Genomic DNA, 17777 nt, shown 5'->3' on the forward strand with positions numbered 1-17777 from the left:
TTGGTTGGCAGCTAACGATTGAACGGAGAGTCAAATGGCCAAAGCAAAATTTGAGCGTAACAAACCGCACTGCAACATCGGCACCATTGGTCACGTCGACCATGGCAAGACCTCGCTGACCGCCGCGATCACCAAGATCCTGGCGGAAACCGGCGGTGCGACGTTCACCGCCTACGACCAGATCGACAAGGCCCCGGAAGAGAAGGCGCGCGGCATCACGATCTCGACCGCTCACGTCGAGTACGAGACCAAGAACCGCCACTACGCCCACGTCGATTGCCCCGGCCACGCCGACTACGTGAAGAACATGATCACCGGCGCCGCCCAGATGGACGGTGCGATCCTCGTCGTGTCGGCTGCCGACGGCCCGATGCCGCAGACCCGCGAGCACATCCTGCTCGCCCGCCAGGTCGGCGTTCCCGCGCTCGTCGTGTTCCTCAACAAGTGCGACATGGTCGACGATCCGGAGCTGCTCGAGCTCGTCGAGCTCGAAGTGCGTGAGCTGCTCTCGAAGTACGACTTCCCCGGCGACAAGATCCCGATCGTCAAGGGTTCGGCGCTGGCCGCTCTCGAAGACAGCGACAAGAAGCTCGGCCATGACGCGGTTCTCGAGCTGATGCGCAATGTCGACGAGTACATTCCGCAGCCGGAGCGTCCGATCGACCAGCCGTTCCTGATGCCGGTCGAAGACGTGTTCTCGATCTCGGGTCGCGGCACCGTGGTGACCGGCCGTGTCGAGCGCGGCATCGTGAAGGTCGGCGACGAAATCGAGATCGTCGGTCTGCGCGACACCCAGAAGACCACCGTCACCGGCGTCGAAATGTTCCGCAAGCTGCTCGATCAGGGCCAGGCGGGCGACAACATCGGTGCGCTGCTTCGCGGTACCAAGCGCGAGGAAGTCGAGCGTGGCCAGGTGCTGTGCAAGCCGGGTTCGGTCAAGCCGCACACCAAGTTCAAGGCCGAGGCGTACATCCTCACCAAGGAAGAGGGCGGCCGCCACACCCCGTTCTTCACCAACTACCGCCCGCAGTTCTACTTCCGCACCACCGACGTGACCGGTGTCGTGCATCTGCCTGAGGGCACCGAGATGGTGATGCCGGGTGACAACATCGCGATGGAAGTGCACCTGATCGTGCCGATCGCGATGGAGGAGAAGCTGCGGTTCGCGATCCGCGAGGGTGGCCGTACCGTCGGCGCCGGCGTCGTCGCCTCGATCCTCGAGTAAAGAAGCGAATAGGGAATGGCGAGTGGTGGATAGGAATTTCTATTCGCTACTCGCTACTCGCCACTCACCAAAGAAAGTACGGCAATGAACGGCCAGAATATCCGCATCCGTCTTAAGGCGTTCGACCATCGTATTCTCGATACGTCGACCCGCGAGATCGTGAACACGGCGAAACGCACCGGTGCTCAGGTTCGCGGTCCTATTCCGCTGCCGACCCGCATCGAGAAGTTCACCGTCAACCGTTCGCCGCACGTCGACAAGAAGAGCCGCGAGCAGTTCGAGATGCGCACCCACAAGCGCCTTCTCGACATCGTCGATCCGACCCCGCAGACCGTCGATGCTCTCATGAAGCTCGATCTGGCCGCCGGCGTCGACGTCGAGATCAAGCTCTAAGTTTTGGATTGAAGTCCACGCGAGTGGACGAAAGAGAACAGGAACCACGCCGATGCGCTCCGGAGTGATCGCACAAAAGGTCGGGATGACGCGGGTCTTTACAGAGGCCGGCGAACATATCCCCGTGACCGTGCTGAAGCTCGGCAACTGCCAGGTGCTGGGCCACCGCACCACCGAACAGAACGGTTATGTCGCGCTGCAGCTCGGCTCGGGCTCGCGCAAGACCGTGTACATGCCGAAGGCCGAGCGCGGGCAGTTCGCCGTCGCCAAGGTCGAGCCAAAGCGCAAGGTCGCGGAATTCCGCGTCTCCGAGGATGCGCTGATCCCGGTCGGCGCGGAGATCCAGGCCGATCACTTCGTGGTCGGACAGTTCGTCGACGTCACTGGCACTTCGATCGGCAAGGGCTTCGCCGGCGGCATGAAGCGCTGGAATTTCGGCGGTCTGCGCGCCACCCACGGCGTGTCGATCTCGCACCGTTCGATCGGTTCGACCGGTGGCCGTCAGGATCCCGGCAAGACCTGGAAGAACAAGAAGATGCCCGGCCACATGGGTGTCGATCGCATCACCACGCTCAACCTTCGCGTCGTGCAGACCGATGTCGAGCGTGGCCTGATCCTCGTCGAAGGCGCCGTCCCCGGCTCCAAGGGCGGCTGGATCAGGGTGCGCGACGCCGTCAAGAAGCCGCTGCCGAAGGAAGCTCCGAAGCCCGGCAAGTTCAAGGTCGCGGGCGAGCAGGCTGCCGAGGCGCCGGCCGAGCAGGAAGGGGCGTGAGATGGAACTGAAAGTCACAACCCTTGAGGGCAAGGAAGCCGGCTCGGTCCAGCTTTCCGACGCCATTTTCGGCCTCGAGCCGCGCGCCGACATCATTCAGCGCTGCGTGCAGTGGCAGCTCAACAAGCGCCAGGCCGGCACGCACAAGGCCAAGGGCCGCGCCGAGATCTGGCGCACCGGCAAGAAGATGTACAAGCAGAAGGGCACCGGCGGTGCCCGTCACGGCTCGGCCCGCGTGCCGCAGTTCCGTGGCGGCGGCCGCGCCTTCGGTCCGGTGGTTCGCTCGCATGCGACCGACCTGCCGAAGAAGGTGCGTGCGCTCGCGCTCAAGCATGCTCTGTCGGCCAAGGCCAAGGACGGCGGCCTGGTCGTGCTCGACAGCGCCGACATCAAGGAAGCCAAGACCAAGGCGCTGGTCGGTCACTTCTCCGGCCTGGGGCTCACCAATGCGCTGATCATCGATGGCGCCGAGCTAAACAACGGATTCGCGAGTGCGGCCCGCAACATTCCGAATATCGACGTGCTGCCGATCCAGGGCATCAACGTCTACGACATCCTGCGCCGCCAGAAGCTGGTCCTGACCAAGGCGGCCGTCGATGCGCTGGAGGCGCGCTTCAAATGAAGAATATCGATCCGCGCCACTACGACGTGATCGTCGCGCCGGTTGTGACCGAAAAGGCGACGCTCGCCTCCGAGTACAACAAGGTGCTGTTCAAGGTTGCCGCCAAGGCGACGAAGCCGCAGATCAAGGAAGCGGTCGAGAAGCTCTTCGACGTCAAGGTCAAGAGCGTGAACACGCTGGTGCGCAAGGGCAAGACCAAGGTGTTCCGCGGCAATTTCGGTTCGCAGTCGGACACCAAGCGCGCGATCGTGACCCTGGAAGAGGGTCACCGCATCGACGTGACTACCGGACTATAAGGGCGTAACGACGATGGCATTGAAAACCTACAACCCAACGACGCCGGGCCAGCGCCAGCTGGTGATGGTCGATCGTTCGGCGCTCTACAAGGGCAAGCCGGTCAAGGCGCTCACCGAGGGCAAGCAGTCGAACGGTGGCCGCAACAACACCGGCCGTATCACCGTGCGCTTCCGCGGCGGCGGCCACAAGAAGGCCTATCGCAATGTCGACTTCCGCCGCGACAAGGTGGATGTGCCGGCGGTCGTCGAGCGGCTGGAATATGATCCGAACCGCACCGCCTTCATCGCGCTGATCAAGTATCAGGACGGCGAGCAGGCCTACATCCTGGCGCCGCAGCGGCTCGCCGCGGGCGATACGGTCGTGGCCGGCAGCTATGTCGACGTCAAGCCGGGCAACGTGATGCCGCTCGGCAACATGCCGGTCGGCACCATCGTGCACAACATCGAGCTGAAGATCGGCAAGGGCGGCCAGCTTGCGCGCTCCGCCGGCACCTATGCCCAGATCGTCGGCCGCGACCAGGACTACGTCATCATCCGCCTGAACTCGGGCGAGCAGCGCCTGGTGCACGGCCGTTGCCGCGGCGCCATCGGCGCGGTGTCGAACCCCGATCACATGAACATCTCGATCGGCAAGGCGGGCCGCACCCGCTGGCTCGGCTGGCGCCCGCACAACCGCGGCGTCGTCATGAACCCGATCGACCACCCGCACGGCGGCGGCGAAGGCCGCACCTCGGGCGGCCGCCACCCGGTAACCCCGTGGGGGAAGCCGACCAAGGGCAAGAAGACACGGTCGAACAAGTCGACCAACAAATTCATTCTCCTAAGCCGCCACAAGCGGAAGAAGTAAGGAACGCCGGACATGGTTCGTTCAGTCTGGAAAGGCCCGTTCGTCGAGGCATCGCTGCTCAAGAAGGCAGATGCTGCGCGCGCGTCCGGCCGTCACGACGTCATCAAGATCTGGAGTCGCCGCTCGACCATCCTGCCGCAGTTCGTGGGCCTGACCTTCGGCGTCTACAACGGTCAGAAGCACGTGCCGGTTTCGGTGAACGAGGAAATGGTTGGTCACAAGTTCGGCGAGTTCTCGCCGACCCGTACCTTCCACGGCCACTCTGGCGACAAGAAAGCCAAGAGGGCTTGAGGATTAAGCGATGAGCAAACCAAAGCGCGAACGTGTCCTCGCGGACAATGAGGCCAAGGCCGTCGCCCGGATGCTGCGCGTCAGCCCGCAGAAGCTGAACCTGGTGGCGCAGATGATCCGCGGCCGCAAGGCTTCCGCGGCGCTTGCCGACCTGCAGTTCTCGCGCAAGCGGATCGCGGTCGACGTCAAGAAGTGCCTGGAATCGGCGATTGCCAATGCCGAAAACAACCATGACCTCGAGGTCGACGATCTCGTCGTCGCCGAGGCCCATGTCGGCAATGGCCTCGTCATGAAGCGTTTTGCCCCGCGCGGCCGTGGCCGTTCGGGTCGTGTCTACAAACCGTTCTCGCATCTCACGATCGTGGTTCGTGAGGTCGAGGCCGAGGCGAGCGCTTAAAGAGCGCGGGAGAACAAGATGGGTCAAAAGATCAATCCGATCGGGCTGCGTCTCGGCATCAACCGAACCTGGGATTCGCGTTGGTTCGCTGGCAAGGCCGAATACGGCAAGCTGCTGCACGAGGACGTCAAGATTCGCGAGATCCTGCACAAGGAGCTCAAGCAGGCCGCGGTGGCGCGCATCGTGATCGAGCGCCCGCACAAGAAGTGCCGGGTGACGATCCACTCGGCGCGTCCGGGCGTCGTGATCGGCAAGAAGGGCGCCGACATCGACAAGCTGCGCAAGAAGGTCGCTGACATCACGGCTTCCGACGTCGTCATCAACATCGTCGAGATCCGCAAGCCGGAGCTCGATGCCACGCTGGTCGCTGAATCGATCGCGCAGCAGCTCGAGCGCCGCGTCGCGTTCCGCCGCGCCATGAAGCGCGCGGTGCAGTCGGCGATGCGTCTTGGCGCCGAGGGCATCCGCATCAACTGCTCGGGTCGGCTCGGCGGCGCTGAAATCGCGCGCATGGAATGGTACCGCGAGGGCCGGGTGCCGCTGCACACGCTGCGCGCCGACGTCGACTACGGCGTTGCCACCGCGTTCACGACCTTCGGCACCTGCGGCGTCAAGGTCTGGATCTTCAAGGGCGAGATCCTCGAGCACGATCCGATGGCCCAGGACAAGCGGATGGCTGAAGGCGATAGCCCGCGGTCCCGTCGCGACGCCGCCTAAAGGCATATGAGAGTTTGAGGGCTTAACGCCATGATGCAACCAAAGAAAACGAAGTTCCGGAAGGCGCATAAGGGCCGTATCCACGGCGTTGCGACTTCGGGCGCGACGTTGTCCTTCGGCCAGTTCGGCCTGAAGGCACTCGAGCCGGAACGCGTCACCGCGCGCCAGATCGAGGCCGCTCGTCGCGCGCTGACCCGCCACATGAAGCGCGCCGGCCGCGTCTGGATTCGCGTCTTCCCCGACGTGCCGGTGTCGAAGAAGCCCGCCGAAGTGCGCATGGGCTCGGGCAAGGGCGCGCCGGAATTGTGGGTGGCCCGTGTCAAGCCCGGTCGTGTGCTGTTCGAGATCGACGGCGTTACCAACCAGGTCGCGCGCGAGGCGCTCACCCTGGCCGCCGCCAAGCTGCCGATCAAGACGCGCTTCGTCGCGCGCATCGCGGAGTAACCGAGATGGCCCAGATGAAAATCGAGGATATCCGCGCGATGAGCGAGGACCAGAGGGAGGACGCGATCCTCAATCTGAAGAAGGAGCGGTTCAACCTGCGTTTCCAGCGCGCCACCGGCCAGCTCGAGAACACCTCGCGGCTGAAGGAAGCGCGCCGCGACATCGCTCGTATCAAGACCATCGCCGCGCAGCAGCGCGCGAAGAAGAAGTAAGAGGCCGGATATGCCGAAACGTACGCTGCAGGGCGTGGTCGTCAGCGACAAGCAAGCCAAGACGGTGGTGGTGCGCGTCGATCGCCGCTTCACCCATCCGATCTACAAGAAGACGATCCGCCGCTCGAAGAACTATCACGCGCACGACGAGAGCGACCAGTTCAAGCCGGGCGACACGGTGTGGATCGAGGAAAGCAAGCCGATCTCGAAGTTGAAGCGCTGGATCGTGATCCGGGGCGAGCAGAAGCAAACGGCCTGACGCGCATCCGGCTTCGAAGCCGGAGGATGTCAGGGAAATTTTGAGCGCAAGTGAAGCGCAGAAAGAGGACGAGGTGCATCAATGATTCAGATGCAGACCAACCTCGACGTGGCCGATAATTCAGGCGCACGCCGTGTCATGTGCATCAAGGTGCTTGGGGGCTCCAAGCGCCGCTATGCCACCGTGGGCGACATTATCGTTGTGTCGATCAAGGAAGCCATTCCGCGTGGCAAGGTGAAGAAGGGCGACGTGATGAAGGCAGTCGTGGTGCGGGTCCGCAAGGACATTCGCCGCCCCGACGGCTCGATCATCCGCTTCGACCGCAACGCCGCCGTGCTGGTCAACAACCAGTCCGAGCCGGTCGGCACCCGTATCTTCGGGCCGGTGCCGCGCGAGCTGCGCGCCAAGAACCACATGAAGATCATCTCGCTTGCGCCGGAGGTGCTGTGATGGCTGCCAAGATCCGCAAGGGTGACAGGGTCATCGTGCTAACCGGCCGCGACAAGGGCCGTACCGGCGAAGTGTTCGAGGTGCGTCCGGCTGAGCACACCGCGCTGGTGCGCGGCGTCAACATGGTGAAGCGTCACCAGAAGCAGACCCAGAACCAGGAGGGCGGCATCATCTCCAAGGAGGCGCCGATCCACCTCTCCAACGTCGCGTATGTCGGCAAGGACGGAAAGCCGACCCGCGTCGGGTTCAAGATTCAGGCTGATGGCAAGAAGGTTCGCATTGCCAAGAGCTCGGGAGCAGAGATCGATGGCTGAGATCGCTTATGTGCCGCGTTTGCGCACGGAATATGACAGGAAGATTCGCGGCCAGCTGACCGAGAAGTTCGGCTACGAGAACGCGATGCAGGTGCCGCGGCTGGACAAGGTCGTGCTCAACATGGGCGTCGGCGATTCCGTCAACGACCGCAAGAAGGCCGAGACCGCTGCCGCCGAGCTGTCGCAGATCGCCGGCCAGAAGGCGATCGTGACCTATTCGCGAGTTGCGATCGCGACCTTCAAGCTGCGTGAGAACCAGCCGATCGGCTGCAAGGTCACGCTGCGCAAGGCTCGCATGTACGAGTTCATCGATCGCCTGGTGAACGTTGCGCTGCCGCGCGTGCGCGACTTCCGCGGGCTGAACCCGAAGAGCTTCGATGGCCGCGGCAACTATTCGCTCGGCATCAAGGAGCACATCATTTTCCCCGAGATCGACTTCGACAAGGTCTCGGAAGCGCGGGGCATGGACATTACCGTGTGTACCACGGCCAAGACCGACGACGAGGCTCGCGCCTTGTTGACCGCTTTCAATTTCCCGTTCCGGCAGTGAGACGCTGACGAACAGCCTCTCAAACGCGGAAACGTAAGGAGCCACGCATGGCAAAGAAGAGTGCAGTCGAGAAGAACAACCGGCGCAAGCGGATGGCCAAGAACGCCGCCGCCGGCCGCGCCCGGTTGAAGGCGATCATCGCCGACAAGACCAAGCCGATGGAAGAGCGTTTCGCGGCGACCCTGAAGCTTGCGGAAATGCCGCGCAATTCGTCGCCGACCCGGATCCGCAACCGTTGCGAGCTCACGGGCCGTCCGCGCTCGAACTATCGGAAGAACAAGCTGTCCCGTATCGCGCTGCGCGAGCTCGGCTCCAAGGGCCTGATCCCGGGCCTCGTGAAGTCGAGCTGGTAAGGAGGGTCGGAAGATGTCAACGCACGATCCGATCAGCGATCTCATCACCCGCATCCGCAACGCGCAGATGCGCTCGAAGTCCAAGGTCACGAGTCCGGGCTCGAAGATGCGCCAGAACGTGCTCGAGGTGCTGAAGGCGGAAGGCTACATCCGCGGCTACGCCAGCGTCGAGCATTCGTCCGGCCGCAGCGAGCTCGAGATCGAATTGAAATATTTCGACGGCGAGCCGGTCATCCGCGAGATCGAGCGCGTGTCGAAGCCGGGCCGGCGGGTCTACACCTCGGTGAAGAACCTGCCGCGGGTGAACAACGGTCTCGGCGTCTGTGTCTTGTCGACACCGAAGGGAATCATGGCCGACCACGACGCGCGTGAAGCGAATGTCGGCGGCGAAGTTCTCTTCACGGTGTTCTGAGGAAGGATTGAGCCATGTCACGTATTGGCAAGCGGCCTGTGGCGATCCCGTCGGGTGTGACGGCGACTGTCGACGGGCAGACGGTGAAGGTGAAGGGGCCGAAGGGCCAGCTTCAGTTCGTTGTGCATGATGATGTCGAAGTGAAGTTCGAGAACGGGCAGGTCAAGGTCGCTCCTCGCGCGAAGACCAATCGCGCGCAGGCGATGTACGGCACTGCGCGCGCCCAGGTCGCCAACCTCGTTGAAGGCGTCACCAAGGGTTTTGAGAAGAAGCTCGAGATCACCGGCGTCGGCTACCGCGCCGCGATGCAGGGCAAGAACCTGCAGCTCGCGCTCGGCTACAGCCACGACGTCGTCTACGCGATCCCGGAGGGTATCTCGATCGCGGTGCCGAAGCCGACCGAAATCACGGTCTCGGGCATCGATCCGCAACGCGTTGGCCAGGTCGCGGCCGAGATCCGCGCCTATCGTCCGCCGGAGCCCTACAAGGGCAAGGGGGTGAAGTACGCCAACGAATTCATCTTCCGCAAGGAAGGCAAGAAGAAGTAACGGAGCCGGTCATGTCACTCAAGGTTACCAATGCCCGGCGCAAGCAACGCGTGCGGTTGGCGCTGCGCCGTTCCGGGGGCGGCCGTCCGCGTCTGTCGGTGTTCCGCTCGTCCAAGCACATCTACGCCCAGGTGATCGACGATCAGAAGGGCGAGACGCTGGCGTCGGCCTCGTCGCTGGAGAAGTCGATGCGCGATGGCGGCAACACGGGTGCGAATATCGATGCAGCCAAGGCCGTCGGCAAGCTGCTCGCCGAGCGCGCCACGCAGAAGGGCGTCAAGGAAGTCGTGTTCGACCGCGGCGCCTATCTCTATCACGGGCGCGTCAAGGCGCTTGCCGATGCGGCCCGCGAAGGCGGACTGAGCTTCTGAGCAAGTTTCGAGCGGATATTAGGACTGAGGCATAAGCCTTTCTAGAGATTGGAAAACACCATGGCAGAACGCGAACGCGGCGGACGCGAACGGAGCAGGGAGCGCGAAGAGCGCGACAGCGAGTTCGTCGACAAGCTTGTGCACATCAATCGCGTGGCGAAGGTCGTCAAGGGCGGTAAGCGCTTCGGCTTTGCGGCGCTGGTCGTGATCGGCGACCAGAAGGGTCGGGTCGGTTTCGGCCACGGCAAGGCGCGCGAAGTGCCGGAAGCGATCCGCAAGGCGACCGAATCCGCCAAGCGTAACCTGACCCGCGTGGCGCTGCGCGAAGGCCGCACGCTGCATCACGACATCGCCGGCCGTCACGGCGCCGGCCGCGTCTACCTGCGTGCAGCGCCGGCCGGTACCGGCATCATCGCCGGTGGCCCGATGCGCGCGGTTTTCGAGACGCTCGGCATCCAGGACGTGGTGGCGAAGTCGATCGGTTCGTCGAATCCGTACAACATGGTCCGCGCCACCTTCGACGCGCTCAAGAACCAGGATTCGCCGCGCTCGGTCGCTGCGCGCCGCAACATCAAGGTGTCCACGCTGCAGGCCCGCCGCGTCGGCGGCGATGCCGAAGTGGTGGCTGAATAACTCGCGCTAATGCAGCGCGCTATCTGGAGTTTTAAGAGATGGCCCAGGCCGCAAAGACGATCAAGGTCGAGCAGATCGGCAGCCCGATTCGCCGCCATCATTCGCAGCGTTCGACGCTGATCGGCCTCAAGCTCAACAAGATCGGCCGGGTTGCCGAGCATCAGGATACCCCTGAGGTTCGCGGCATGATCACCAAGGTTCAACACCTCGTCCGCATCGTCGGCGAGGGTTAAGACAGACAAGGAGAAGGGCGATGAAGCTCAGCGAGATCGCCGACAATCCCGGCTCGCGCAAGAAGCGCATGCGCATCGGCCGCGGCATCGGTTCAGGCAAGGGCAAGACCGGCGGGCGTGGCGGCAAGGGCCAGACCGCGCGTACCGGCGTGCGCATCAAGGGCTTTGAAGGCGGCCAGATGCCGCTGCATCGCCGCCTGCCCAAGCGCGGGTTCAACAACATCTTCAGGCTCGAGTTTGCGGAAATCAATCTCGATCGCCTGCAGCAGGCGGTCGATGCCAAGCAGCTCGACACTGGTGTGGTCGTGAACGCGGAAGCGCTGGTGAAGGCGGGCGTGCTGCGCCGCGCCAAGGACGGTGTGCGGCTGCTCGGCCGAGGCGAGCTCACCGCCAAGCTCAACATCGAGGTGCATGGCGCCTCCAAGTCCGCGGTCGCCGCGGTGGAGAAGGCCGGCGGCACGGTGAAGGTCCTGGCGCCCGCCAAGAAGGAAGAAGGCGAGGCGGCGTAACATCTGCGTCATTGCCTGGCTCGCGCAGGCGAGGACGGCAGAGAACGTTGGACTTATCGAAGCCGAGCACCAAATAATGTCCGGTGTCCGCCGGTGGTCCCGAGGGGGACGTCGGCGGGGGCTCCGGGAGAAAGCCGAAACATGGTCTCAGCAGCGGAACAACTTGCGGCCAACCTCAATTTCGCAGCGCTCGGCAAAGCCGAAGAGCTGAAGAAGCGCATCTGGTTCACGCTGGGTGCGCTGCTTGTTTATCGGCTCGGCACTTACATCCCGCTGCCCGGCATCGACCCCAATATCTGGGAGCAGGTGTTCCGCTCCCAGGCCGGCGGTATCCTCGGCATGTTCAACATGTTCGCCGGCGGCGGCATCCACCGCATGGCGATCTTCGCGCTGAACATCATGCCGTACATCTCGGCATCGATCATCATCCAGCTCCTGACCACCGTCTCGCCGCAGCTCGAGGCGCTGAAGAAGGAAGGCGAGGCCGGCCGCAAGACGCTGAACCAGTACACGCGCTATCTCACCGTGATCCTGGCCGCGTTCCAGTCCTACGGCATCGCGGTGGGTCTCGAGGGCGCCGGCAACGTCGTCACCGACCCCGGCATGTTCTTCCGCCTCTCGACAGCGATCACGCTGACTGGCGGGACCATGTTCCTGATGTGGCTGGGCGAGCAGATCACCTCGCGCGGCATCGGTAACGGTATCTCGCTGATCATCCTGTCCGGCATCGTCGCGGAACTGCCAGCGGCGCTCGCCAACATGCTCGAACTCGGCCGCCAGGGCGCGATGTCGACTGGGCTGATCCTGGTCGTGATCGTGATGGCGGTCGCCGTGATCGCCTTCATCGTGTTCATGGAGCGGGCGCAGCGCCGGCTCCTGATCCAGTATCCGAAGCGCCAGGTCGGCAACAAGATGTTCGAGGGCCAGTCCTCGCATCTGCCGCTCAAACTCAACACCTCCGGCGTGATTCCGCCGATCTTCGCGTCCTCGCTGCTGCTGCTGCCGACCACGGTAGCGAACTTCAACGCCGGCAAGGGCCCGGAATGGATGCAATGGATCACCACACAGCTCAGCCACGGCCGGCCGCTGTTCCTGATTCTCTACCTCGCCCTGATCGTGTTCTTTGCCTTCTTCTACACGGCGATCGTGTTCAACCCGACCGAGACCGCCGACAACCTGAAGAAGCATGGCGGCTTCATCCCGGGCATCAGGCCCGGCGAGCGCACCGCCGAATATATCGACTATGTGCTGTCGCGCATCACGGTAGTCGGCGCGATCTATCTTGCGATCGTATGTCTCATCCCGGAGATTCTGATTTCCTACGCCTCTGTGCCGTTCTACTTTGGCGGTACCTCGCTTCTGATCGTGGTCAGCGTGACCATGGATACGGTGGCACAGGTTCAGGGCTATCTGCTTGCCCATCAGTATGAGGGGCTGATCAGAAAGTCCAAGCTCAGGGGTCGCCGCCGCTGACAAGCGGCATTCGGGCGGCGCAAAAGTCAAAACCAAGTGGTGTGCGGATCGCGCTCACCAAGCCGGGGGGCGAAAAATCATGAGATTGATCCTTTTGGGACCGCCTGGCTCGGGCAAGGGGACCCAGGCCCAGCGGCTGGTTCAGAAACACGGCATTGTCCAGCTCTCGACCGGCGAGATGCTGCGCGCCGCGGTCGCCGCGGGTACGCCGGTCGGCCTGCAGGCCAAGGACATCATGGCTGCGGGCGGGCTGGTGCCGGACGAGATCGTGGTCGGTATCATCTCCGACCGAATCGACGAGCCCGACGCCAAGAAGGGGTTCATCCTCGACGGCTTTCCGCGCACGGTCCCGCAGGCCGAGGCGCTGGATGAACTCCTGAAGAAGAAGCACCTGAAGCTCGACGCCGTGGTCGAGCTTCGCGTCAATGAAAGCGCGCTGCTCGATCGGGTCGAGAAGCGGGCCGGCGAGACACGGGCGCGCGGCGAGGAAGTGCGCGCCGACGATACGCCGGAAGTGCTGACCAAGCGGCTGGCGAGCTACCGGTCGCAGACCGAGCCGCTGATCCACTACTATTCCGAACGCCGGAAGCTGCTGACCGTAGATGGCATGATGACCATCGAACACGTCACGCGCGAGATCAACCGGATCCTGGAGGCGCTCGGCGCGACGGAACCCAGGGCGGCACGGCGGGCTGCCCCTGCGAAGCGCTCTGGATCCGGAACCGCTCGAAAGGGAACCAAGGCGCCCGGCAGGAAAGCGGCCGCCAAGGCCAAGGGGACGAGCAAGGGAACCAAAGAGGCCACCACCTCTGCCCGGAAGGCCCGCAAAACGGTATCCAAGGCCGCAAAGGCGAGGGGCGTCGGCAAGGCCAAGAAGACTGTAAGGCAGGCTGCCAAACGGCCCGCAAAAAAGCTCACGAAAAAGCGAGCTAAGCGTTAGGAGCGGTTGACGAAACCGACATGAATCCTTTAATAAGCCCCGCATCCAAGTCGGATAGTTTTATGACGATGCCGGGCCCCGAAGGAACGAGGGCAGGGCGTCGTGTTCGCGTTTGTGGACACCTGCCCGAGATAGCAGAGATCTAGGAAGCACCGATCCCAGGGATCGGCGACAGGAGAGAAGGCCGTGGCTCGTATTGCCGGCGTGAATATCCCAACCAACAAGCGCGTGCTGATCGCGCTTCAGTACATCCATGGCATCGGCCAGAAGAATGCAGCCGACATCATGGAGAAGGTCAAGATCCCGCTGGAGCGTCGCGTCAGCCAGCTGAGCGACCAGGAAGTGCTGCAGATTCGCGAAGTGATCGACCGCGACTATGTCGTCGAAGGCGATCTTCGTCGCGAGGTCGGTATCAACATCAAGCGGCTGATGGACCTCGGCTGCTATCGCGGCCTGCGCCATCGCCGTGGCCTGCCGGTACGCGGCCAGCGCACCCACACCAATGCGCGTACGCGCAAGGGGCCGGCCAAGGCGATCGCCGGCAAGAAGAAGTAATTTGGCGAATAGGGAATGGCGAATAGCGAATAGGGACCAACCATTCGCCATTCGCTACTCACTATTCGCTTTTCGGTGTAGCCGCTGGCATTACGGCGGCGTTGAGATCATAGGAAAGGTTTGGAATGGGCAAGGAAGCCACCCGCGTACGCCGCCGCGAACGCAAGAACATCGCCTCCGGCATCGCGCATGTGAATTCGTCGTTCAACAACACCACGATCACCATCACCGACGCGCAGGGCAACACCATTGCCTGGTCTTCCGCCGGTACGATGGGTTTCAAGGGGTCACGCAAGTCGACCCCGTATGCTGCGCAGGTCGCGGCGGAGGACGTTTCCAAGAAGGCGCAGGAACATGGCATGCGCACGCTGGAAGTCGAGGTCGCCGGTCCCGGTTCGGGCCGCGAGTCGGCGCTCCGCGCGCTGCAGGCTGCGGGCTTCACCGTCACCTCGATCCGCGACGTGACGACGATCCCGCACAATGGCTGCCGTCCGCGCAAGCGGCGGCGCGTCTGATGGTTGGTCGCGGGGCGGCATTGCCGTCTCGCGATTGTCTTTGGAATTGACCGCGCGGGCTAATCCGCGACGCCAGTAAGTTGATGTCGACTGGCCCAAATCGACTTCACCACGGGTGAGACAGTGACGATCCAGAAAAATTGGCAGGAACTTATTCGACCGAACAAGCTGCAGGTGACGCCGGGCGGCGATGCGACCCGCTTTGCGACCATCGTGGCCGAGCCGCTGGAGCGCGGCTTCGGCCAGACGCTCGGCAACGCGCTGCGCCGCATCCTGTTGTCCTCGCTGCAAGGCGCGGCGGTGCAGTCGGTGCATATCGACGGCGTGCTGCACGAGTTCTCCTCGATTGCAGGCGTCCGTGAGGACGTCACCGACATCGTCCTCAACATCAAGGACATCTCGATCAAGATGCAGGGCGAAGGCCCCAAGCGCATGGTCGTGAAGAAGCAGGGGCCGGGCGTCGTCACCGCCGGCGACATCCAGACCGTCGGCGACGTCGTGGTGCTCAATCCGGATCTCGTGCTCTGCACGCTGGACGACGGCGCCGAGATCCGCATGGAGTTCACGGTCTCGACCGGCAAGGGCTATGTGCCCGCCGAGCGCAACCGTCCCGAGGACGCGCCGATCGGACTGATCCCGGTCGACAGCCTGTTCTCGCCGGTCCGCAAGGTCTCCTACAAGGTCGAGAACACCCGCGAGGGCCAGATCCTCGACTACGACAAGCTGACCATGACGATCGAGACCAACGGCGCGATCACGCCGGAGGATGCGGTGGCCTATGCGGCACGCATCCTGCAGGACCAGCTCAACGTGTTCGTCAACTTCGAAGAGCCGCGCAAGGAAGTCGCGCAGGAGATCATCCCCGATCTCGCCTTCAACCCGGCGTTCCTCAAGAAGGTCGACGAGCTCGAACTGTCGGTGCGTTCGGCCAACTGCCTGAAGAACGACAACATCGTCTATATCGGCGACCTCGTGCAGAAGTCGGAAGCGGAAATGCTCCGCACCCCGAACTTCGGCCGCAAGTCGCTGAACGAGATCAAGGAAGTGCTGGCCCAGATGGGGCTGCATCTCGGCATGGAAGTGCCGGGCTGGCCGCCGGAGAACATCGACGAGCTCGCCAAGCGCTTCGAGGATCATTACTGATCCGGGATCATTACTGAGCGAATAGGGAGCGGCGAATAGCGAATACAAGACTCTCACTATTCGCTGCTTGCCATCCTGGGCGAACGCAGGAAGCCCACCTGAGAAACATGTCCGACGAACCGTCGTGACAATCGAAAAGGAATAGATCATGCGTCACGGAAAGGTTCATCGGAAGCTCAATCGCACGGCCGAACATCGGCGCGCGATGTTCGCCAACATGGCGGCAGCCCTAATCAAGCACGAGCAGATCGTCACCACGCTGCCCAAGGCCAAGGAGCTGCGTCCGATCGTCGAGAAGCTCGTCACGCTCGGCAAGAAGGGCGGGCTGGCGCTACGCCGCCAGGCGATCTCGGAGCTGCGCGACGTCGACATGGTCAAGAAGCTGTTCGACACTCTGGCGCCCCGCTACAAGGACCGCCAGGGCGGCTACACCCGCATCATCAAGGCCGGCTTCCGCTATGGCGACAATGCCGCGATGGCCGTGATCGAGTTCGTCGACCGCGACGTCGACGCCAAGGGCCAGGACTCCGGCCCGGTGCAGGAAAAGGAAGCCGAGGCGGCGTAATTCGCTTTTCGACCTCGAAGGTTTATGGAAGCGGCGCCATCGGGCGCCGCTTTTTCTTTGGGCGCACTTCCGCCCGGATGATCCGCTTGCCCGTCTCAGGCAGCGCGGATGGTGGCGAGGAATTTGTCCAGTTCCTGCTTGAGGCGGTTGTTTCCGTCTGAAAGCAGTCTTGCCGACTGCAGGACCTGGGAGGATGCGCTACCGGTTTTGGAGGCGCCGTTCGCCACCTCGCCGATACTGATGGCGACCTGGGACGTGCGCTCGGAGGCGCCCTGGATGTTCTGGGCGATGCTGCGGGTTGCGCTGCCTTGCTGTTCAATCGCGGTCGCAACCGTCGATGCGATGTGGGAGATGCGACCGATGATATCGACGATCTCACAGATCGAATCGACGGATTCCCGCGTTGCGGTCTGAATGCCGGCGATCTGCCCGCGGATTTCGTCAGTTGCGTCAGCGGTCTGCTTGGCGAGCGTTTTTACCTCCTGCGCGACCACCGCAAAACCGGCGCCTGCCTGTCCGGCTCGGGCGGCTTCAATCGTCGCGTTGAGCGCGAGCAGATTGGTTTGCTGGGCGATCGTTGCAATGAGCTGAACGACGTTGCCGATGCGGTCAGCCGCGGACGCCAATCGTGCCATGCGATCGTCGGTCTGCTTGGCTTGATGCACGGCGTGCCTGGCTATGCCGGCCGATTCCTCCACCTGGCGCCCAGTCTCGGCGGCGGAAGCGATCATCTGTTCGGTCGCGGCAGCAACCAGTTGCACATTTGCAGAAGCCTCCTCGGAAGCTGCGGCAGCATTGGCCGACAATTCCCTTGTCTGGTGCGCGGTGTTGCTCAGACTGTGGGCTGACGCGGTCAATTCTTCCGATGCGGATGAAACCGCATCGATCACGCTGCCTGCGGCAGCTTCAAATGCGCCGGCGAGCCTCGCGAGCTCAGCCCTGTGTCGATCGGCCGCGCGGCGATCTTCCTCCAGCTTTGCCTCGAGCTCGAATTGAGCCTTCTCTTTTGCCTTGAGCTTGAATGTCTCGATGGCCTGCGCCATCTCACCGATTTCGTCCGCTCGATCGAGGCCGGGCAGAACGACATCAAAGCGACCTGCCGCCAACTCACGCATAGCGGCGCTCATCCGGCTGATCAGGCCAGCCACGCGTCGTCCGAACACGATGGCAAGAAGGGCGAGCGTGAATGCGGCAAGCCCCGTCAGCCAGGTCAGCATCTGACGGAAGTCGGAAGCCCTCCGCTCTGCGAGTTCGGACCGCGCATTGGCGGCATCGGCCGCCTTGACCAGGCTTGGGCGGGTGCGATCGTAGATCTGACCAAGGTCTTCCACTTGATCGTCAAGCGTCTGTCGCGCGACGAGGAATCCGGCGAAGGCCAATTTGTAGGCACGCACAAGCGCAAGGATTTCGGACTTGGCTGCATATTTCACTGATGATGAGCAGCGATTTCGCGCGATCATGAGCGCTGAATTCAGACGATCGTGAGCAACTCGCTCCGGCCGAGGCGGTGATAGGGTCAGCGTTTCGGCTGCTCGTCAAGGGTGATGGTTTTGGCGTTGCGTTTTCGCATGCTTTCGCCGGCAAGCTCGAGGCGGTGAGCGTTGTGGACGAGGCGATCCAGAATGGCGTCGGCGAGCGTGGGATCTCCGATAACTTCGTGCCATGTGTCCACGGGGAGTTGGCTGGTTATGATGGTGGAGGCACGGCCATGGCGGTCCTCGAGGATTTCCAGTAGATC

At 63.1% G+C, this 17777-nt stretch carries 30 protein-coding genes; 28 read left to right on the plus strand and 2 right to left on the minus strand.

The annotated features are described in order from the left end of the window. The first annotated feature begins 34 nt into the window (after window positions 1–34). From tuf to rplQ, 28 genes are all read left to right on the plus strand, one after another. On the plus strand, window positions 35–1225 hold the full coding sequence (gene tuf / locus K288_RS0132190; protein ID WP_027583251.1) for an elongation factor Tu: 1191 nt from the start codon (window positions 35–37) through the stop codon (window positions 1223–1225). Between the two features lie 84 nt (window positions 1226–1309). After that, window positions 1310–1618, plus strand: coding sequence for a 30S ribosomal protein S10 (gene rpsJ, locus K288_RS0132195; protein ID WP_002712302.1), 309 nt, complete (start codon window positions 1310–1312; stop codon window positions 1616–1618). A 52-nt stretch (window positions 1619–1670) separates the two neighbouring features. Next, window positions 1671–2390, plus strand: coding sequence for a 50S ribosomal protein L3 (gene rplC / locus K288_RS0132200; protein WP_027583252.1), 720 nt, complete (start codon window positions 1671–1673; stop codon window positions 2388–2390). Between the two features lies 1 nt (window position 2391). Beyond that, on the plus strand, window positions 2392–3012 hold the full coding sequence (rplD, locus tag K288_RS0132205) for a 50S ribosomal protein L4 (RefSeq protein WP_027583253.1): 621 nt from the start codon (window positions 2392–2394) through the stop codon (window positions 3010–3012). Beyond that, window positions 3009–3308 (plus strand): 50S ribosomal protein L23, encoded by a 300-nt coding sequence (locus K288_RS0132210; RefSeq protein WP_027583254.1) that lies wholly within the window; start codon window positions 3009–3011, stop codon window positions 3306–3308. The genes rplD and K288_RS0132210 overlap by 4 nt, the downstream gene beginning before the upstream one ends. A 13-nt stretch (window positions 3309–3321) precedes the next feature. Next, window positions 3322–4155, plus strand: coding sequence for a 50S ribosomal protein L2 (gene rplB / locus K288_RS0132215; protein ID WP_027583255.1), 834 nt, complete (start codon window positions 3322–3324; stop codon window positions 4153–4155). Window positions 4156–4167: 12 nt separating this feature from the next. Continuing rightward, window positions 4168–4446, plus strand: a complete 279-nt coding sequence (rpsS, locus tag K288_RS0132220; RefSeq protein WP_027583256.1) for a 30S ribosomal protein S19 — start codon at window positions 4168–4170, stop codon at window positions 4444–4446. Window positions 4447–4456: 10 nt separating this feature from the next. After that, window positions 4457–4843, plus strand: a complete 387-nt coding sequence (rplV, locus tag K288_RS0132225; RefSeq protein WP_028168159.1) for a 50S ribosomal protein L22 — start codon at window positions 4457–4459, stop codon at window positions 4841–4843. A gap of 18 nt (window positions 4844–4861) precedes the next feature. After that, the gene (gene rpsC / locus K288_RS0132230) at window positions 4862–5560 is read left to right on the plus strand and encodes a 30S ribosomal protein S3 (protein WP_027583258.1); all 699 of its coding nucleotides are present in this window, start codon (window positions 4862–4864) and stop codon (window positions 5558–5560) included. Between the two features lie 30 nt (window positions 5561–5590). Continuing rightward, a complete protein-coding gene (gene rplP / locus K288_RS0132235; RefSeq protein WP_027583259.1) occupies window positions 5591–6004 on the plus strand; it encodes a 50S ribosomal protein L16 in 414 nt (137 codons plus the stop codon). A 5-nt stretch (window positions 6005–6009) separates the two neighbouring features. Continuing rightward, on the plus strand, window positions 6010–6216 hold the full coding sequence (rpmC, locus tag K288_RS0132240) for a 50S ribosomal protein L29 (RefSeq protein ID WP_027583260.1): 207 nt from the start codon (window positions 6010–6012) through the stop codon (window positions 6214–6216). Between the two features lie 10 nt (window positions 6217–6226). After that, complete coding sequence (gene rpsQ / locus K288_RS0132245) at window positions 6227–6475, plus strand: 30S ribosomal protein S17 (RefSeq protein WP_027583261.1); 249 nt, start codon at window positions 6227–6229, stop codon at window positions 6473–6475. A gap of 81 nt (window positions 6476–6556) precedes the next feature. Continuing rightward, on the plus strand, window positions 6557–6925 hold the full coding sequence (gene rplN / locus K288_RS0132250) for a 50S ribosomal protein L14 (RefSeq protein WP_027583262.1): 369 nt from the start codon (window positions 6557–6559) through the stop codon (window positions 6923–6925). Next, complete coding sequence (gene rplX / locus K288_RS0132255) at window positions 6925–7239, plus strand: 50S ribosomal protein L24 (protein ID WP_027583263.1); 315 nt, start codon at window positions 6925–6927, stop codon at window positions 7237–7239. The genes rplN and rplX overlap by 1 nt, the downstream gene beginning before the upstream one ends. After that, complete coding sequence (gene rplE, locus K288_RS0132260) at window positions 7232–7789, plus strand: 50S ribosomal protein L5 (RefSeq protein ID WP_043161296.1); 558 nt, start codon at window positions 7232–7234, stop codon at window positions 7787–7789. Before rplX ends, rplE begins: the two co-directional genes overlap by 8 nt. Before the next feature lie 47 nt (window positions 7790–7836). Beyond that, a complete protein-coding gene (gene rpsN / locus K288_RS0132265) occupies window positions 7837–8142 on the plus strand; it encodes a 30S ribosomal protein S14 (protein ID WP_027583265.1) in 306 nt (101 codons plus the stop codon). A 13-nt stretch (window positions 8143–8155) separates the two neighbouring features. After that, window positions 8156–8554: a 30S ribosomal protein S8 gene (rpsH, locus tag K288_RS0132270; protein ID WP_027583266.1), complete on the plus strand. Its 399-nt coding sequence runs from the start codon at window positions 8156–8158 to the stop codon at window positions 8552–8554. 14 nt (window positions 8555–8568) lie between these two features. Next, window positions 8569–9102, plus strand: a complete 534-nt coding sequence (gene rplF / locus K288_RS0132275) for a 50S ribosomal protein L6 (RefSeq protein ID WP_027583267.1) — start codon at window positions 8569–8571, stop codon at window positions 9100–9102. An 11-nt stretch (window positions 9103–9113) separates the two neighbouring features. Further along, window positions 9114–9473 (plus strand): 50S ribosomal protein L18, encoded by a 360-nt coding sequence (gene rplR, locus K288_RS0132280; protein WP_027583268.1) that lies wholly within the window; start codon window positions 9114–9116, stop codon window positions 9471–9473. Window positions 9474–9533: 60 nt separating this feature from the next. Beyond that, window positions 9534–10106 carry a 30S ribosomal protein S5 gene (rpsE, locus tag K288_RS0132285; RefSeq protein ID WP_027583269.1) on the plus strand — a complete coding sequence of 191 codons (573 nt, stop codon included), beginning with the start codon at window positions 9534–9536 and terminating at the stop codon, window positions 10104–10106. 38 nt (window positions 10107–10144) lie between these two features. Next, window positions 10145–10339, plus strand: a complete 195-nt coding sequence (rpmD, locus tag K288_RS0132290; protein WP_027583270.1) for a 50S ribosomal protein L30 — start codon at window positions 10145–10147, stop codon at window positions 10337–10339. 20 nt (window positions 10340–10359) lie between these two features. Next, window positions 10360–10848: a 50S ribosomal protein L15 gene (gene rplO, locus K288_RS0132295; RefSeq protein WP_027583271.1), complete on the plus strand. Its 489-nt coding sequence runs from the start codon at window positions 10360–10362 to the stop codon at window positions 10846–10848. A gap of 141 nt (window positions 10849–10989) precedes the next feature. Next, window positions 10990–12321 (plus strand): preprotein translocase subunit SecY, encoded by a 1332-nt coding sequence (secY, locus tag K288_RS0132300; RefSeq protein WP_027583272.1) that lies wholly within the window; start codon window positions 10990–10992, stop codon window positions 12319–12321. Window positions 12322–12400: 79 nt separating this feature from the next. Next, window positions 12401–13261: an adenylate kinase gene (locus tag K288_RS0132305; protein ID WP_027583273.1), complete on the plus strand. Its 861-nt coding sequence runs from the start codon at window positions 12401–12403 to the stop codon at window positions 13259–13261. Window positions 13262–13447: 186 nt separating this feature from the next. Next, window positions 13448–13816 (plus strand): 30S ribosomal protein S13, encoded by a 369-nt coding sequence (gene rpsM / locus K288_RS0132310; protein ID WP_027583274.1) that lies wholly within the window; start codon window positions 13448–13450, stop codon window positions 13814–13816. A gap of 125 nt (window positions 13817–13941) precedes the next feature. Then, a complete protein-coding gene (gene rpsK, locus K288_RS0132315; RefSeq protein WP_006021048.1) occupies window positions 13942–14331 on the plus strand; it encodes a 30S ribosomal protein S11 in 390 nt (129 codons plus the stop codon). A 99-nt stretch (window positions 14332–14430) separates the two neighbouring features. Then, window positions 14431–15474: a DNA-directed RNA polymerase subunit alpha gene (locus K288_RS0132320; RefSeq protein ID WP_201449754.1), complete on the plus strand. Its 1044-nt coding sequence runs from the start codon at window positions 14431–14433 to the stop codon at window positions 15472–15474. A gap of 148 nt (window positions 15475–15622) precedes the next feature. Beyond that, on the plus strand, window positions 15623–16039 hold the full coding sequence (rplQ, locus tag K288_RS0132325; protein WP_027583276.1) for a 50S ribosomal protein L17: 417 nt from the start codon (window positions 15623–15625) through the stop codon (window positions 16037–16039). A 95-nt stretch (window positions 16040–16134) separates the two neighbouring features. Here the strand turns inward: rplQ and K288_RS47175 are convergent, their stop codons facing one another. Together K288_RS47175 and K288_RS51015 are read right to left on the minus strand one after the other, a co-directional pair. Beyond that, window positions 16135–17499, minus strand: a complete 1365-nt coding sequence (locus K288_RS47175) for a HAMP domain-containing methyl-accepting chemotaxis protein (RefSeq protein WP_084799865.1) — start codon at window positions 17497–17499, stop codon at window positions 16135–16137. Between the two features lie 56 nt (window positions 17500–17555). Next, window positions 17556–17777 (minus strand): ATP-binding protein (locus tag K288_RS51015; protein WP_027583277.1); only part of this gene is annotated, 222 nt, incomplete at its 5' end.

Origin of the sequence: Bradyrhizobium sp. Ai1a-2, from assembly GCF_000426245.1 — a bacterium.
Lineage (GTDB): Bacteria > Pseudomonadota > Alphaproteobacteria > Rhizobiales > Xanthobacteraceae > Bradyrhizobium.

What these genes read in the sequence shown, in the direction of transcription:
- tuf (WP_027583251.1), top strand. Translation starts at nt 35, where the DNA reads ATGGCCAAAGCAAAATTTGAGCGTAACAAACCGCACTGCAACATCGGC.
- rpsJ (WP_002712302.1), top strand. Translation starts at nt 1,310, where the DNA reads ATGAACGGCCAGAATATCCGCATCCGTCTTAAGGCGTTCGACCATCGT.
- rplC (WP_027583252.1), top strand. Translation starts at nt 1,671, where the DNA reads ATGCGCTCCGGAGTGATCGCACAAAAGGTCGGGATGACGCGGGTCTTT.
- rplD (WP_027583253.1), top strand. Translation starts at nt 2,392, where the DNA reads ATGGAACTGAAAGTCACAACCCTTGAGGGCAAGGAAGCCGGCTCGGTC.
- K288_RS0132210 (WP_027583254.1), top strand. Translation starts at nt 3,009, where the DNA reads ATGAAGAATATCGATCCGCGCCACTACGACGTGATCGTCGCGCCGGTT.
- rplB (WP_027583255.1), top strand. Translation starts at nt 3,322, where the DNA reads ATGGCATTGAAAACCTACAACCCAACGACGCCGGGCCAGCGCCAGCTG.
- rpsS (WP_027583256.1), top strand. Translation starts at nt 4,168, where the DNA reads ATGGTTCGTTCAGTCTGGAAAGGCCCGTTCGTCGAGGCATCGCTGCTC.
- rplV (WP_028168159.1), top strand. Translation starts at nt 4,457, where the DNA reads ATGAGCAAACCAAAGCGCGAACGTGTCCTCGCGGACAATGAGGCCAAG.
- rpsC (WP_027583258.1), top strand. Translation starts at nt 4,862, where the DNA reads ATGGGTCAAAAGATCAATCCGATCGGGCTGCGTCTCGGCATCAACCGA.
- rplP (WP_027583259.1), top strand. Translation starts at nt 5,591, where the DNA reads ATGATGCAACCAAAGAAAACGAAGTTCCGGAAGGCGCATAAGGGCCGT.
- rpmC (WP_027583260.1), top strand. Translation starts at nt 6,010, where the DNA reads ATGGCCCAGATGAAAATCGAGGATATCCGCGCGATGAGCGAGGACCAG.
- rpsQ (WP_027583261.1), top strand. Translation starts at nt 6,227, where the DNA reads ATGCCGAAACGTACGCTGCAGGGCGTGGTCGTCAGCGACAAGCAAGCC.
- rplN (WP_027583262.1), top strand. Translation starts at nt 6,557, where the DNA reads ATGATTCAGATGCAGACCAACCTCGACGTGGCCGATAATTCAGGCGCA.
- rplX (WP_027583263.1), top strand. Translation starts at nt 6,925, where the DNA reads ATGGCTGCCAAGATCCGCAAGGGTGACAGGGTCATCGTGCTAACCGGC.
- rplE (WP_043161296.1), top strand. Translation starts at nt 7,232, where the DNA reads ATGGCTGAGATCGCTTATGTGCCGCGTTTGCGCACGGAATATGACAGG.
- rpsN (WP_027583265.1), top strand. Translation starts at nt 7,837, where the DNA reads ATGGCAAAGAAGAGTGCAGTCGAGAAGAACAACCGGCGCAAGCGGATG.
- rpsH (WP_027583266.1), top strand. Translation starts at nt 8,156, where the DNA reads ATGTCAACGCACGATCCGATCAGCGATCTCATCACCCGCATCCGCAAC.
- rplF (WP_027583267.1), top strand. Translation starts at nt 8,569, where the DNA reads ATGTCACGTATTGGCAAGCGGCCTGTGGCGATCCCGTCGGGTGTGACG.
- rplR (WP_027583268.1), top strand. Translation starts at nt 9,114, where the DNA reads ATGTCACTCAAGGTTACCAATGCCCGGCGCAAGCAACGCGTGCGGTTG.
- rpsE (WP_027583269.1), top strand. Translation starts at nt 9,534, where the DNA reads ATGGCAGAACGCGAACGCGGCGGACGCGAACGGAGCAGGGAGCGCGAA.
- rpmD (WP_027583270.1), top strand. Translation starts at nt 10,145, where the DNA reads ATGGCCCAGGCCGCAAAGACGATCAAGGTCGAGCAGATCGGCAGCCCG.
- rplO (WP_027583271.1), top strand. Translation starts at nt 10,360, where the DNA reads ATGAAGCTCAGCGAGATCGCCGACAATCCCGGCTCGCGCAAGAAGCGC.
- secY (WP_027583272.1), top strand. Translation starts at nt 10,990, where the DNA reads ATGGTCTCAGCAGCGGAACAACTTGCGGCCAACCTCAATTTCGCAGCG.
- K288_RS0132305 (WP_027583273.1), top strand. Translation starts at nt 12,401, where the DNA reads ATGAGATTGATCCTTTTGGGACCGCCTGGCTCGGGCAAGGGGACCCAG.
- rpsK (WP_006021048.1), top strand. Translation starts at nt 13,942, where the DNA reads ATGGGCAAGGAAGCCACCCGCGTACGCCGCCGCGAACGCAAGAACATC.
- rplQ (WP_027583276.1), top strand. Translation starts at nt 15,623, where the DNA reads ATGCGTCACGGAAAGGTTCATCGGAAGCTCAATCGCACGGCCGAACAT.
- K288_RS47175 (WP_084799865.1), bottom strand. Translation starts at nt 17,499, where the DNA reads ATGATCGCGCGAAATCGCTGCTCATCATCAGTGAAATATGCAGCCAAG.